The 13,247-nt window shown below is 70.2% G+C and carries 14 protein-coding genes; 4 read left to right on the forward strand and 10 right to left on the reverse strand.

Features of this window, described 5'->3' with window-relative positions; translation table 11 throughout:
- The first annotated feature begins 22 nt into the window (after nucleotides 1–22).
- Nucleotides 23–763, forward strand: a complete 741-nt coding sequence (locus tag AC1DV7_RS14905; protein WP_477597920.1) for an MFS transporter — start codon at nucleotides 23–25, stop codon at nucleotides 761–763.
- A gap of 509 nt (nucleotides 764–1,272) precedes the next feature.
- Here the strand turns inward: AC1DV7_RS14905 and AC1DV7_RS14910 are convergent.
- The 3 genes from AC1DV7_RS14910 to glnA form a co-directional block, all read right to left on the reverse strand.
- Nucleotides 1,273–1,902: a hypothetical protein gene (locus tag AC1DV7_RS14910; RefSeq protein WP_477597921.1), complete on the reverse strand. Its 630-nt coding sequence runs from the start codon at nucleotides 1,900–1,902 to the stop codon at nucleotides 1,273–1,275.
- A 90-nt stretch (nucleotides 1,903–1,992) separates the two neighbouring features.
- Nucleotides 1,993–3,237, reverse strand: coding sequence for a hypothetical protein (locus AC1DV7_RS14915; RefSeq protein WP_477597922.1), 1,245 nt, complete (start codon nucleotides 3,235–3,237; stop codon nucleotides 1,993–1,995).
- Nucleotides 3,238–3,532: 295 nt separating this feature from the next.
- Nucleotides 3,533–4,957 carry a type I glutamate--ammonia ligase gene (gene glnA / locus AC1DV7_RS14920; RefSeq protein ID WP_477597923.1) on the reverse strand — a complete coding sequence of 475 codons (1,425 nt, stop codon included), beginning with the start codon at nucleotides 4,955–4,957 and terminating at the stop codon, nucleotides 3,533–3,535.
- 138 nt (nucleotides 4,958–5,095) lie between these two features.
- Between glnA and AC1DV7_RS14925 the strand changes: the two genes are divergently transcribed.
- On the forward strand, nucleotides 5,096–5,572 hold the full coding sequence (locus AC1DV7_RS14925) for an RDD family protein (protein ID WP_477597924.1): 477 nt from the start codon (nucleotides 5,096–5,098) through the stop codon (nucleotides 5,570–5,572).
- A gap of 86 nt (nucleotides 5,573–5,658) precedes the next feature.
- Here AC1DV7_RS14925 and AC1DV7_RS14930 read toward each other — a convergent pair whose 3' ends face one another.
- Both AC1DV7_RS14930 and AC1DV7_RS14935 read right to left on the reverse strand, forming a co-directional pair.
- Complete coding sequence (locus AC1DV7_RS14930; RefSeq protein ID WP_477597925.1) at nucleotides 5,659–6,258, reverse strand: PadR family transcriptional regulator; 600 nt, start codon at nucleotides 6,256–6,258, stop codon at nucleotides 5,659–5,661.
- Nucleotides 6,255–7,070, reverse strand: coding sequence for a DUF4097 family beta strand repeat-containing protein (locus AC1DV7_RS14935; protein ID WP_477597926.1), 816 nt, complete (start codon nucleotides 7,068–7,070; stop codon nucleotides 6,255–6,257). Before AC1DV7_RS14935 ends, AC1DV7_RS14930 begins: the two co-directional genes overlap by 4 nt.
- Before the next feature lie 150 nt (nucleotides 7,071–7,220).
- Between AC1DV7_RS14935 and AC1DV7_RS14940 the strand changes: the two genes are divergently transcribed.
- Entirely contained in the window at nucleotides 7,221–8,069 is an 849-nt protein-coding gene (locus AC1DV7_RS14940; protein ID WP_477597927.1) for an ATP-grasp domain-containing protein, read from the forward strand.
- Between the two features lie 90 nt (nucleotides 8,070–8,159).
- On the opposite strand, the gene AC1DV7_RS14945 is transcribed toward AC1DV7_RS14940, so the two are convergent.
- The 5 genes from AC1DV7_RS14945 to AC1DV7_RS14965 all read right to left on the reverse strand — a co-directional run bounded on the left by AC1DV7_RS14945 (nucleotide 8,160) and on the right by AC1DV7_RS14965 (nucleotide 12,161).
- Nucleotides 8,160–8,894, reverse strand: coding sequence for a DUF4191 domain-containing protein (locus tag AC1DV7_RS14945; protein WP_477597928.1), 735 nt, complete (start codon nucleotides 8,892–8,894; stop codon nucleotides 8,160–8,162).
- A gap of 32 nt (nucleotides 8,895–8,926) precedes the next feature.
- Nucleotides 8,927–9,958 carry a lipoyl synthase gene (gene lipA, locus AC1DV7_RS14950; protein WP_477597929.1) on the reverse strand — a complete coding sequence of 344 codons (1,032 nt, stop codon included), beginning with the start codon at nucleotides 9,956–9,958 and terminating at the stop codon, nucleotides 8,927–8,929.
- Between the two features lie 126 nt (nucleotides 9,959–10,084).
- Nucleotides 10,085–10,702 carry a YczE/YyaS/YitT family protein gene (locus tag AC1DV7_RS14955; protein WP_477597930.1) on the reverse strand — a complete coding sequence of 206 codons (618 nt, stop codon included), beginning with the start codon at nucleotides 10,700–10,702 and terminating at the stop codon, nucleotides 10,085–10,087.
- A 62-nt stretch (nucleotides 10,703–10,764) separates the two neighbouring features.
- Nucleotides 10,765–11,403, reverse strand: coding sequence for a lipoyl(octanoyl) transferase LipB (lipB, locus tag AC1DV7_RS14960; protein ID WP_477597931.1), 639 nt, complete (start codon nucleotides 11,401–11,403; stop codon nucleotides 10,765–10,767).
- Between the two features lie 23 nt (nucleotides 11,404–11,426).
- Entirely contained in the window at nucleotides 11,427–12,161 is a 735-nt protein-coding gene (locus AC1DV7_RS14965; RefSeq protein WP_477597932.1) for a Type 1 glutamine amidotransferase-like domain-containing protein, read from the reverse strand.
- A gap of 150 nt (nucleotides 12,162–12,311) precedes the next feature.
- On the opposite strand from AC1DV7_RS14965, the gene AC1DV7_RS14970 reads away from it, so the two are divergent.
- On the forward strand, nucleotides 12,312–13,247 hold a 936-nt coding region (locus tag AC1DV7_RS14970; protein ID WP_477597933.1), incomplete at its 3' end, for a serine/threonine-protein kinase.

The following is a 13,247-nucleotide window of genomic DNA, read 5'->3' on the forward strand; positions in this document are numbered from 1 at the left end:
GACCAGGCAGCGCAACGCACGCGTGGCCGCGGCGGCGGAGCGAGAGGCCGCCCTGCAACCCGTCGGGTGGCGCTTCCTCGTCCTCTACACCCTGGCCGCGGCGACGTTCCTCGTCAAGCTGTTCACCGGCCACGTGCTCGCGATGTTCCTGGTGCCCTGCCTCGTCGGGGGCCTGTTCATCCTGCTCTTCGCGGCGACGCTGACGGACCGCCGCCTCGACAGGGCCGACAGGCCGGCATGGTCGGCGCGAGACGCGGCCAGCACGTTCTGGGTCGACCCGCGCCGGAGCCCGGACTTCGCGTGGGCCTTCGCGAGCCGCTTCCTGTTCGTGCTGGCCTTTGCGTTCCTGACCACCTACCAGGCGTACTACCTCCTGAACCACCTCGGGAGCGCCGAGTCCGCTGTGGCGCAACAGGTCTTCGCAGGCACCGTGGTGCAGTCCGTCGTGCTGGTCGCCGCGTCCCTGCTCGCGGGCACGCTGTCGGACCGCACCGGACGCCGCAAGGTTTTCGTCGTCACCGCCGCCTCGACCTACGGGCTGGCGATGTTCGTCATCGCCGCGGCCAGCAGCTTCAACGGATTCCTCGTCGGCATGGCGGTCGCCGGGCTGGGCTTCGGCATGTACATGGCCGTCGACCTTGCCCTCGTCGTGGACGTGCTTCCGAGCCCGGACACCGCCGCGAAGGACCTCGGCGTGGCGGTGGCTGGACTCAGCGCCGTCCTCGCGGCCGGGGCGATCCTGCCCGTTCGCCGCGTGCGGTGAGCCCTCCGGGGGAGGTGGGAGAGCGGGACGTGTGGCCCTGACGAGTCTTCGCCGCCACGCACCAGCTGGGCGTGGCCCATCAACCAGATGGCCCGGTCAGCTCCACACCAGAGTCAGGCCCGGCACCGTGAGCACACATCCGCTGGGGCAGTATCGGCGCACCGCGACCCACTGCGCAGGCTCGGCAGACATGGGACCCGTGACCCCGTTTTCCACGATGTTCAGGTTCGTGGAGCACTCGGGGCACGGCGTCTCGGTTACTCGCACGCGGCTGGGCACGCACGGAGGTTATCTCGTCGGGGGTACGACATCGACCCACCGAGGCGGGAGCCTCTGCTCAGCCATTTGCGGTAGCCCATCCCATCGCCGTCGTGGGCGGTGACGTCTCGCCCGACGCAGACGAGTCCGCCCGCGCTGCCGTGCAAGCCGTTGGCTGATCTGGCAAAGGGCCCCTGACTTGCACAGGGCGGTTCGCTCATACCCACCAACGCGTTGTGGTGGCAGACGACTCACAGGCCGGGCGGCTTGCCGACATCGCAGCCGTCTTCCCCAGCGCACACGCCCAAGGACTGCGGCATCCGCACCGTGAACTGGCTGCCGCTGACCTCGTAGCGCACGTCGGCGTAGTCGTAGCGCCACGCGCCCTTACGCGACGCCGTGTACCGGATGAGGACGGACACCTCATGCCCCGGCGCGACGACGAACCCGGTCACCGGGGACCGCAAGCTGTTGGGGATGATGCTCGTGCCGTCCCCGTCAGCCATGCCTATCCCCGTCAGGGTTCCGCCGGTCACGTCGACGACCTCGAGCTTGTCGACGCGCACGGCATCGGCCGTTCCGCGGATCCCGCCGCCGAGCTCCACCGAGCGCAGGGTGACCGGCTTGCCAGTGCTGTTCGTCAGCATCACCGACCCCCACGTCGCGGTCCCGCCCACCGGCAGGTTCATCCCGGACAGGGTGATGTTGTCCGCCGGCCGGACCGGTCCCTGGTCGCCGACCAGGACCTCCCGGGTTCCCCACCACGCCGTCAGTGCGACCACGCACACAGCGGCCACGAGTGCCGTGGTGCGCGCCGTCGCGTGACGACGCCACCAGCCGACTCGCTGGGCGGGCTGCGCCGGCGTGGCAGGGTTTGTCATCACGTCGACCATGGTGGCACCGTGCTCCCTCGATGGGGCGCGGCACTCACCGAGCGTGTCGTCGTGTTCGGGCTCGTCGTCATGACCAGCTCAGTTCACGTAGAGGATCTTGGCGCTTGTCGGGTACGCGTTGTTCCCACACAGGTAGCCGGAGCGGCCGTTGTCCCACTTGAAGCCGAGGTCGACGTACGTCGAGAACCCACTCGTCGCACCCAAGCTCACGTAGGAGAACACGGCAGACCCCGAGTACTTCTGGGCTCGCGCCGACGACGTGTTGAAGAACGAGTTCACCGACTGCACCACCCGGTAGCTCGACTGGGGCGCGTCGTAGCAGTCGTACTGGCTCAGGTTCGCGTTCGTCGACGCCCCACCGAGCCACGAGTTCGCCTTCAGGCTCTTGGTGTTCGGCGTGACGCCGGTGCCCGAGCAGAGCGTGTACCCCGAGTAGGTGCCGTACGGCTTGTAGTAGCCCTCGCGGTACTGGAAGTTCGACGTCGCGTAGTACCCCGTCAGCGTGTGGATTGTCGACGCACCGGTCGAGGAGGAGTTGCTCGTCCCGATGTGCGCGCTCCCGCTGATCGACCAGCCGCCGTTGCCGTCGTAGTCAATGGCCGCGTCGATGTCCGAGTCTGCGGTCCTGCCGTACGTCCAGGTCGAGCGGGTGGCTGTGGTGCCGTGCAGCTCGGCGACCTTGGTGTACTTGGTCGGGTTGCCCGTGATGATGAACGAGCAGGGCACCGTGCCGGCGGCGAGGGCCGGGCTGGCGGACGCGCCGCCCTTGGCGCTGCTCTGCTTGGCGGCGCGGACACCGTTGGTGGCGCCGGTGGCCGGGTCAGTTGCCAGCATGGTGCGGTGCTGACGGGTCGGGCTGGTCTCTGGCCGCTCCTTGTTGCCCCAGCCGACGCCGTTCCAGTACCCGCTGATCGACTCCTGCGTGCTGCCGTCCGCCGTCGTCACCGCCAGGTCCACGTTCAGGTAGTTGTCGTTCCTCGCGATCTGCTGCTTCAGCGCGGCACTGGGCTTGAGCCGCAACGTGTACCGGCCGCTCGAGTCGGTCGTCGTCGACGCGAGCACCACGGGGAACAGCTCGTCGCCGACCTTGGCGTTCGAGGAGTCGATGTACGAAAGGGACACGCTGGCCCCACCCGCCGCCTTCACGTTGCGGGCCGTCTTGGCGTCCACGACGCCCTGGGTGACAGTGGCCGTCGCGTTCTCCACGACCCCGGTCAGGAACACGTCGTCCGGCGACGCAGCTCCAGCCGGCGCCGACTGCGTGACCCCCGCGATGACCGCGAACATGAGCGCCGCCGTCCCCAGTGGCTTCAGAACATGCATGACTCGCCCCTCCCCGTCGATGGGTCCCCCCGGACCCGACTTCTGCAAACACTCCTCCACAGCAGCGCTGTACGACCATCTGCACAAGGGTAAAAACTTGTTCAAGATCGAAGGACGAATCGGGCGCAACTGTACGAGTTCCCGCCGGTCCTGGCACTGGCCAGTCTCCCGGTCCACGATCTGGGTAACAGTCAGGGCTAGTGCCAAGACAGTGCGAACGCGGACCCCGAAGCCGAGGTCCGCGTTCGCGAAGGTGTTGCAGCAGAACGACTTTCGTCGTTCTGGGGGTCAGGATCTAGATGTCGTAGTACATCTCGAACTCGTGCGGGTGCGGGCGGAACCGGATCGGGTCGACCTCGTTCTTGCGCTTCCACTCGATCCAGGTCTCGATGAGGTCCTTGGTGAAGACGTCACCCTCGAGCAGGAACTCGTGGTCGGCCTCGAGGGCGTCGAGCACCTCGGGGAGCGAGCCGGGGACCTGCGCGATCGCGTCGTGCTCCTCCGGGGGCAGCTCGTAGAGGTCCTTGTCCACCGGCTCCGGGGGCTCGATGCGGTTCTTGATGCCGTCGAGGCCGGCCATGAGCATCGCGGAGAACGCGAGGTACGGGTTGGCCGACGGGTCGGGCACGCGGAACTCGATGCGCTTGGCCTTCGGGTTGTCACCCGTGATCGGGATGCGCACGCAGGCGGAGCGGTTGCGGGCCGAGTAGACCAGGTTGACCGGCGCCTCGTAGCCGGGCACCAGGCGGTGGTAGGAGTTCACCGTCGGGTTGGTGAAGGCCAGCACGGCGGGGGCGTGCTTGAGCAGGCCACCGATGTACCAGCGGGCGAGGTCCGACAGGCCGCCGTAGCCGCGCTCGTCGTAGAAGAGCGGCTCGCCGTCCTTCCACAGCGACTGGTGGCTGTGCATCCCGGAACCGTTGTCACCGAAGATCGGCTTGGGCATGAAGGTGACGGTCTTGCCGCCCTCCCAGGCCACGTTCTTGATGATGTACTTGAACTTCAGCACGTCGTCGGCAGCCTGCTTCAGCGTGTTGAAGCGGTAGTTGATCTCCTGCTGACCGGCGGTGCCGACCTCGTGGTGGGCGCGCTCGACGGAGAGCCCCGCAGCCTCGAGGGCGAGGGTCATCTCGTCGCGCATGTCGGCGAAGTGGTCGACCGGCGGGACGGGGAAGTAGCCGCCCTTGTAGCGGGTCTTGTAGCCGCGGTTGCCGCCCTCCTCCTGGCGGCCGGTGTTCCAAGCCGCCTCGACGGAGTCGATGTAGTAGTAGCTGGCGTTCTGCTTGGTCTCGAAGCGCACGTCGTCGAACACGTAGAACTCGGCCTCGGCACCGAAGTACGCGGTGTCGGCGATCCCCGTCGACTTGAGGTAGGCCTCGGCCTTCGCCGCGATGTTGCGCGGGTCGCGGGAGTACTCCTCGCCCGTGAACGGGTCGACGATGGAGAAGTTGAGGATGAGGGTCTTTTCCTTGCGGAACGGGTCGAGGTAGGCGCTCGTGGGGTCCGGGATGAGCTTCATGTCGGACTCGTGGATGGCCTGGAAGCCGCGGATCGAGGACCCGTCGAACATCTGGCCCTCCTTGAAGAAGTCCGCGGTCAGGCTGTGCGCAGGCACGTTGAAGTGCTGCATCACGCCCGGCAGGTCACAGAACCGGACGTCGACGAACGCGACGTCCTCGTCCTTGATGAACTTCAGGACCTCGTCAGCATTGCTGAACAATCCAACCTCCTGGGGGTGGGGCGGGCAGCATGGACCGCCCAACGACTCAACTGATGTCGCGGCCGAGCCTAGTGGTCGAGGATTACTCGGCCATGACCCGAATGTTTCGCCAGTGTTACGCCGTGAAAGGCTGGTGCCGTGGTCGACCGCAAGGACATCGGCTCGTGGCTCGAGGGTCCGGGCTCGCGCACAGGCGCGCCCTCGGCATACCCAGGACAACGACTCGGTATGCCGCGCACCGGGCCGGGTTCGATCGCCCGCTTCGGCCGGCGCCTGGTGGGCGTGGTGATCGACTGGACGCTGTGCCAGCTGATCTCCGCGGCACTGTTCGCGGTGCCGCTGCCGTTCACGGCAGTGGCCACCGGCCGCGACACCGCGGTGCTGATGGCGGTCTTCGCGGTCGAGAACCTCCTGCTGGTCGGCACCCTCGGCTCGACCATCGGTCACCGGGTCGTCGGGCTGCAGGTGCGGTCGATGGACGGCCGTGGAGTGCAGCCGGTCCAGGCCGTCGTGCGCACCGCCTTGCTCTGTATGTTCCTGCCGGCGATGTTCTGGGACAAGGACGGTCGCGGCTTGCACGACAAGGCCGCCGGCACCCTCATCGTGCGCCGCTGACCGCAGCGGCTGAGCGGCCGCCCGCTGAGCAGCACCACTCTCACCGACGCGCGATCACCACTGTCACCGACGCGCGATCACCACTGTCACCGACGCGCGATGACGTCCCGGATCTGCGCGGACGCCTGGCTGAGGATGTCGACGATCTCGTGGCTCTGCTCTGCGGTGAGCCCGTGCTTCTTCCACGCGCTCCGGGCCTCCGAGCGCAGCTCGTGGACGGCCTGCTCGAGGTCGCGCAGGCCCCTCGGGTCGCTGCCGTGCGGACCCTCCCACGAGCCGCCGACGGGGGTCGCGTTGCGACGAGCCTCCTGGGCGGCCGCCCGCAGCTCGGCACGCAGGTCGCTGGTCTGGCCACGGACGCGGGAGCGGACCTGTTCGGCCAGCTCGCGCACGGACAGGTCGAGGTCTGACTGCAGGCTCGACAGGTCGTCCTGACGGGCCGCAACCTCCGCCCGCCCTGCGTCGGTGATCCGGTAGACCGCCTTGCGGCCCTCCTCGGCGCGCTCGACGAGGCCCTCCTCCTCGAGCTTGGCCAGCCGCGGGTAGACCGTGCCGGCGCTGGGGGAGTACAGGCCGTTGAACCGCTGCTCGAGGTCCTGGATCACCTCGTAGCCGTGCCGGGGTCCGTCGGCCAGCAGCGCCAGCAGGTACAGGCGCAGCTGGCCGTGCGCGAAGACGGGGCTCATGCGGACGCTGCCTTGAGGACGACGACGTTGCCGGACACCGCGTTGGCGTTCAGCTGGAGGCTGCCGTCCCCGTCGGTGAGGCGGTTGCCACCCCCGCGGGAGTGCTTGTCGATGGTCCGGCCGTCGATCACGACCTGCCCCGAGGCGGTGTTGGCCTTGACGTCGTAGCCCCCGTGGGGCGCCCGCACCGTGATGTCGCCGGAGACCGAGTTCGACCTGATGAGGGCGGCGCTGTTGAGGAGGTCGAGGGTGACGTCGCCACTGACCGTCTTGATGCTCACCTCAGGGACGTCGCTGCGCTGGGCGGTGACGGCCCCCGAGACCGAGTTGACCTTGATCGCGCCCCGGATGTCGCCGCACTCGACGTCGCCGCTCACGGTGTTGATGTCCACCGGCCCGGCGATGTCGTCGAGGGTCAGGGAGCCTGAGACCGTGTTGGCCCTCGCCCCGGACCGCAGTCCGGCCAACAGACCCTGGGCACTCACGGTGCTGACCGAGACCTTGGCGTCCTCGGGGATCGAGACGCTGATGGACGCGCGGTTGCGGTCGAGCCCGTCGAACGCCCGCCGGACCTTGTCGAGGATGGACGTGCTGTCGACGCCGTGGGTGATCTTGAGCTTCGAGCCGTCCCAGGTGACCTTGAGCGGCATACCCTCGACGGCGGCGACCTCGACACGGGCGGTGGGGGAGTCGGTGTGGGTCACCACGTCGACCCGGCCGCCGACGAGCGCCACGCTCAGCTCGCGCACCTGCTCGCCGTCGCCACCGATGTCGAGCACCCGGGGGGTGTCGATCGACCATTCCTCGCTCATGGGTTCGTCCTTCCAGCTCGTCCGTTCGCGCTATATCGCGTCTGCCTTTCACGTTATATCGCGTATGGCGCGAGCGCAAGTGCCGTCCGCGCGCTCGGATCGGGGGCACCCATGGGTGGACGCCGGACGCTGGCCTGCAAAACTCGGGCCGTGAGCCGCTTCGCCATCGCCACCTGGTCCGACCCGTCGTACGTCGACCCCGAGCCGCCGATGATCGCCGAGGAGCTGCGCCGTCGCGGTCACGAGGCCGAGGTGGTCGTGTGGCACGAGGACCGTGACTGGGCGCCTTTCGACCTCGTCGTCGTGCGTTCGACCTGGGACTACTTCGACCGGCTCGAGGAGTTCCTCGACTGGGTGGACCGCGTCGAGCGCGATTCGCGAATCATCAACAGCCCCAGCGTGATCCGGTGGAACGCCCACAAGGGTTACCTGGCCGAGCTCCGAGCTCGAGGCGTGCGGGTCCTGCCCAGCCTGACGCTGCCGAGAGGCAGCGCGGACGCAGCCGAGCGACTGCGCGCGACGGGCTGGGACGAGGTCGTCATCAAGCCGGCGGTCGACGGAGGGGCGCGGCTGGCGCTGAAGACCCACAGTGGCGACGCCCGCGCGGCGGAGCACGTCAGCCGGCTCGTGGAGTCCGGCGACACGATCGTGCAGCCGTACGCCGCAGGCGTGGAGCAGGGCGAGGTCTCGATGTTCTTCTTCGGGGGCGAGCTGTCCCACGCGGTGCGCAAGGTCCCGAAGGCCGGGGACTACCGCGTGCAGGCGATGCACGGAGGCCTCGAGGAGCCCCACGAACCCCGCGAGGCCGAGATCGACCTCGCGCGGTCCGCGATGGCCCTGGCGCCTGACCGGCTGGTCTATGCGCGGGTCGACTGCATCGACGTCGACGGGCAGCCGACCCTGATGGAGCTCGAGCTGGTCGAGCCCGACCTGTTCCTGCGGATGTCGCCGGGCTCGCACGAGCGCTTCGTCGACGCCGTGCTCGCCGCTCTCGACTGAGCCCTCGCGAGGGCGCCGAGGACCGGCGTAGCCGGCGGGACCTGGGTGCGCGGGACGGGGGCGAGCGTCGGCGTGCGCGCCAGGTCGGCGTCAGCGGCCGCGCATCGCCTTGCGGTCGACGCGGGTGCGCATCGGGTCCATGCCCGCCGGGATGGGGGGACGGACGCCGCCGAGTGACTTCAGGCGCTTGTTGACGGCCGAGACCTCTTCCTTGGTGAGGACCGGCTTCATCCGGGTCAGCTTGTTGGAGACCTTGCGGACCGGCACCTGACCCTCGGCGTCGCCGACGACGACCATGGTCACGGGCACGCCGGGGGCGACGCGCTCGACCTTCTTGCGCTCGGTGGCGAGCAGCTTGGTGCGGCGGGCGTCGGGGCCCTCACCGATGAGCACGATGCCGGGACGGCCCAGCGCGCGGTAGACGAACGCCGCGCCCATGATGTCCTCGGGCCGCGTGCCCCGCGCCCCGTCCACGGCGACCGGCGACTGGTCGTAGAACCAGCCCCGTCGCAGACCGCCGAGCGCGGCGCCGGCGGCACCGGGCTGGCCCTCGAGCGAGCGGTAGGCCGCGCGCTCGGCCCGACGGCTGAGCACGAGCGTGGCGGCGAGCAACCCGAGGGGGATGCTGAGGAACAGCGCGTACTTCCAGTGGCCGACGAGCACACCGATGCCCGCGCCGACCGCCACCACCGCGACGAACGCGAGGAGCATCCACCAGGGGATCGTGGGATCGACCTTGCGGGCGGCGGTGAACACCTGCCGCACCTGGGCCAACCGGCCCGGCTTCTTGGGCGTGTCGGACTGCTGCTCTTGCTTGCGGGCCATAGTCGTCAACGATACCGGGCGCGAGCGGGCGCTCAGGCCGTGGCTGCCTTGGCCTCGGCGGCGGCGACGAGGGAGGCCGCCTCCTGGCGGGCCGGGTCACCCGCGGCGTCGGCGAGGTGCTGCAGGTGCGCGGGGATCTCGCGGTCCCACTTCCTCATGGCGGTCGCCCAGAGGCGGCCGGCGCGGTAGGACGACCTGACGAGGGGGCCGGCCATGACGCCCTTGAAGCCCATGTCCTGGGCGACGTCGCTCCAGTGCACGAACTCCTCGGGCTTGACCCACCGGTCGATCGGGTGGTGCAGCTTGGAGGGACGGAGGTACTGGGTGATCGTGAGGATGTCGCAGCCCGCGTCGTGCAGGTCGCGGATGGCCTGCTCGACCTCGTGGTCCTGCTCGCCCATGCCGAGGATGAGGTTGGACTTGGTGACCAGCTCCGCCTCGCGGGCCATGGACAGCACCCGCAGCGACTTGTCGTAGGTGAAGGCGGGCCGGATCTGCTTGAAGATCCGCGGCACGGTCTCGAGGTTGTGCGCGAAGACCTCGGGACGCGCGTCGAAGACCTGGCCGACGAGCTCGGGCTTGGCCCCGAAGTCCGGGGGGAGGATCTCGACACCGGTGTTGGGGTTCGCGGCGTGGATCTGGCGGATGGTCTCGGCGTAGAGCCAGGCGGCGCCGTCGGGCTGGTCGTCACGGGCGACGCCGGTCACCGTGGAGTAGCGCAGCCCCATCTGGGCCACCGACTCGGCCACCCGGCGCGGCTCGTCGAGGTCCATCGCCAGGGGCTTGCCCGTCGCGATGTCGCAGAAGTCGCACCGGCGCGTGCAGATGTCGCCACCGATGAGGAAGGTCGCCTCGCGGTCCTCCCAGCACTCGAAGATGTTGGGGCAGCCGGCCTCCTGGCAGACCGTGTGCAACCCCTCGGTCTTCACCATCGAGTGGAGCTTGGTGTACTCCGGGCCCATCTTCGCGGTGGTGCGGATCCACTCCGGCTTGCGCTCGATCGGCGTCTCGGCGTTGCGCGCCTCGACGCGGAGCAGGCGACGGCCCTCGGGTGCGATGGTCACGAAGACTCCCTTGCCTTCCGTTCGGTGCGCCGCCAGCGGTCGGTATGCCGCGGGGCACGGGTGCGCCCGGAGGTCACCGGGCGTCCATCAAGACTACGCCTGTCGTCCCGGTGGTATTCCTCGCCCTCAGGCGCTGACCCTGCGGCTGTGGAACAGCACCCGGGTGAGCAGGTCCACCGTCGGCCCGACACACAGCGACACGAGCAGGGTGCCCGGCCCCACGGCGGCACCGAACGCCCAGCCGGCCAGGGCACCGATCGCCTGGAGCACCGTGTAGCTCCACTTGAACGGCAGGGGAGGGTCGAAGGAGATCGCTGCAGCCTCCGCCGGTCCGGCCCCGAGGTGCGAGGCGAGGTAGCCGGCCACACCCAGGGAGAGCAGCACGAAGGCCACGGCGAGCTCGACGAACCGGGATCCGAGCGTCAGCGGGGTGGGCAGCAGCGGCCCCACGGCGCTGACTGTGCCGCCGACGACGACCGTCTGGAGGACGGTTCCGAGGCCGGGACGCGTGCCGCGAGCCCAGGCCAGCGCGATGAGCAGGATGCCAACACCCACGTTGACCACGACGAAGGGCAGGCCCGAGGCCTTCGTCAGCCCCGAGATCAGGGTCGAGTAGCCGTCCGAGCCGAGTGCCGCGTCGAGCAGGAAGGCGACCCCGACGCCCAGGACCGCGCACGAGATCACGAGCTGCACGATGCGCCGCCCCCGTGGCGCAGTCGTGGGCTGCTCTTCCGGCTCGCTCACCACTGCCCCCGCGGGTGCCGTGGGGGACGCTGGACCGCTCGCCCCCGGGTCGGCCGGAGCCGTCACGCGCTCGGGGTGAGGACGTCGCCGAGGTGCTTCTCGGCATACGGGAGCACGTCCTGGACGGTGACCACCCGGCCGGCCTCGCGGCTGATCGAGCTGACCCCGGCGTCATCGATGCCGCAGGCGACGATGTTGTCGGCCCACGACAGGTCGGCGTCGCAGTTGAGCGCGAAGCCGTGCATGGTGACCTGCCGGCTGACCCGCACCCCGATGGCGCCCAGCTTGCGGTCGGGCCCGCGGTCGTCGGCCAGGACCCACACGCCGGAGCGACCGTCGACCCGGTGGGTCTCGACACCGAAGTCGCGGCAGACCCGGATCATGACCTCCTCGAGGCGGCGGACGTGCGCGACCACGTCGATGGGGACACCGTGCAACCGGACGATGGGGTAGCCGACGAGCTGGCCGGGGCCGTGCCAGGTGATCAGGCCGCCCCGGTCGACGTCGACGACGGGCGTGCCGTCCTTGGGGCGCTGGTGCTCCTCGGTGCGCTTGCCGGCCGTGTAGACCGCGGCGTGCTCGAGCAGCAGGACGGTGTCCTCACCGCCCTCGACGACCCCGGCGTGGACCTCGCGCTGGTGGTCCCACCCGGCTTGGTAGTCGACGAGGTCCGGGGCGAAGCCGACGTGCTCGAAACGCATGCCCGCCAGCGTACGCCGACCCGTCAGGGGCTCTTGAGGCGGCGCGGTTCGAGACGCTCCTCGACCGCACCGTCGCCAGAGCGCGAGACGACGAACGCCCCCTTGCCGTCCACCTCGCTCACCGCCTCGACCAGCTCGGTGCCGCGGTAGACCAGGCCCACCCCGTCGTCGGTGCAGTGGGTCGTGGGCAGGGTGCCGTCGGCAACGAGCTGGTGGACCAGGGGGCGGCGACGCGCCTCGGAGTCGTAGTGCACGCCGTTGCCGTAGGGCAGGAAGCCCAGGCTGTCGGTGACCGCGCGCAGCTCCGGGCCGAAGGAGTCGGTGGTCCCACCGGTGTACCAGCAGATCGAGCCCGCGGAGACGCCGGCCAGGACCACCCCGGCCTCCCAGACCCGGCGGAAGACCGCGTCGAGCTCGTGGACGCGCCACACGGCCAGCAGGTTGGCCACCGAGCCGCCGTTGACCCAGACGACGTCCTGGTCGAGCAGGTGTCCCTCGACGTCGTCGAGGCTGGGCATGGGGAACAGGTGCAGGTTGGTGAGGTCGAACCCGGCCACGCGCGCCGCGTCGTGTATCCAGTCGCCGAAGTACCGCTGGTCTCCCGAGGCCGTGCCGAGGTGGGTGATGCGCGGTGCCCGGCCGCTGGCGCCGGACAGCTCGACGGCGTGGTGGACCAGGGCGTCGAACTCGAGTCGGACGCGGGTGCCGAAGCGGTAGCCACCCGAGGTGGCGAGGATCGTGGGCTTGTCTGCAGGCATCCCCAGACCCTAGGGGCTCGGCGTGCCCCGCCCCCGCGGGCCTGTGGACAACGGCCGGGGCGACCTCGCGGATCCGGCGATAGTGGGGGGATGGACGGGTGGATGGACGGGGGAGTGAACAGGGGGGTGGAGCGGGGTTCGGACCATCGGGTGCCGCGTGTGCCGGGCTACGACCTGGGCGAGCTCCTCGGGCAGGGGGCTGCGGGCCGCGTGTGGTCCGCGACGAGGGTCGAGGACGGCGCTCGGGTGGCCGTCAAGGTGGTCAGCGTGCGCGGCGACGACGACGCCGACCGCGTGGCCCGCGAGCTGTCCGTGCTGGCCACCACGACGGTCGAGGGGGTGGTGGGCTTCCGGGAGTCGGTGGGGCTCGACACCGACCCGCCAGCCGTGGCGATCGTGCTCGACCTGGCCCGAGGGGGTTCGCTGGCGCGGGCGGTGGGGGCGCGGGGACACCTGAGCGTGGGCGAGGCCGTGACGGTGCTTGCTCCGGTGGCCAGGGCGCTCGCCGGGTTGCACGGGCTCGGTGTGGTCCACGGGGACGTCTCTCCGGGCAACGTCCTGCTCGAGCTCAATGGCAGGCCGCTGCTGGCCGACGTGGGTGTGGCGTCGCTGCTGGGGGAGACGCCGGGTGAGGTCTTCGGCACCGAGGGCTTCGTCGCCCCGGAGGTCGCGGACGGGGCGGTGCCGACCGCCGCCTCCGACGTGTATGCCGTGGGGGCGCTTGCTTGGTGGTGCGTCACCGGTGCGCCGCCTGAGCCGGCCGCACTGCGGCGGCCGTTGGCGCAGCTCGAGCCCGGGTTGCCCGCGGCGTTCCTCGAGTGGACCGTGCGGGCGATGGCGAGCGACCCGGCCCAGCGTCCCGACGCGGCCGCACTCGCGGTCGGGTACTTCGACGCGGCGGCGTGCGCACCGCTGCGCCTGGTGGTCGGGTCGGACGAGACGTCGCTGCTGACCCGGCGGGTGCGGGAGTCAGCCGAGCGGGCCCGGGGGAGCGAACGCGACGCCGGGGCGGGCGACCGTCGCCGCGACCGGGTGAGCCGGCACTGGAGGGGACGGCTCACCCGTCGGAGTTCCGCCGCGGCGGAC

The sequence above is a fragment of the Pedococcus sp. P2_E4 genome, assembly GCF_056403935.1.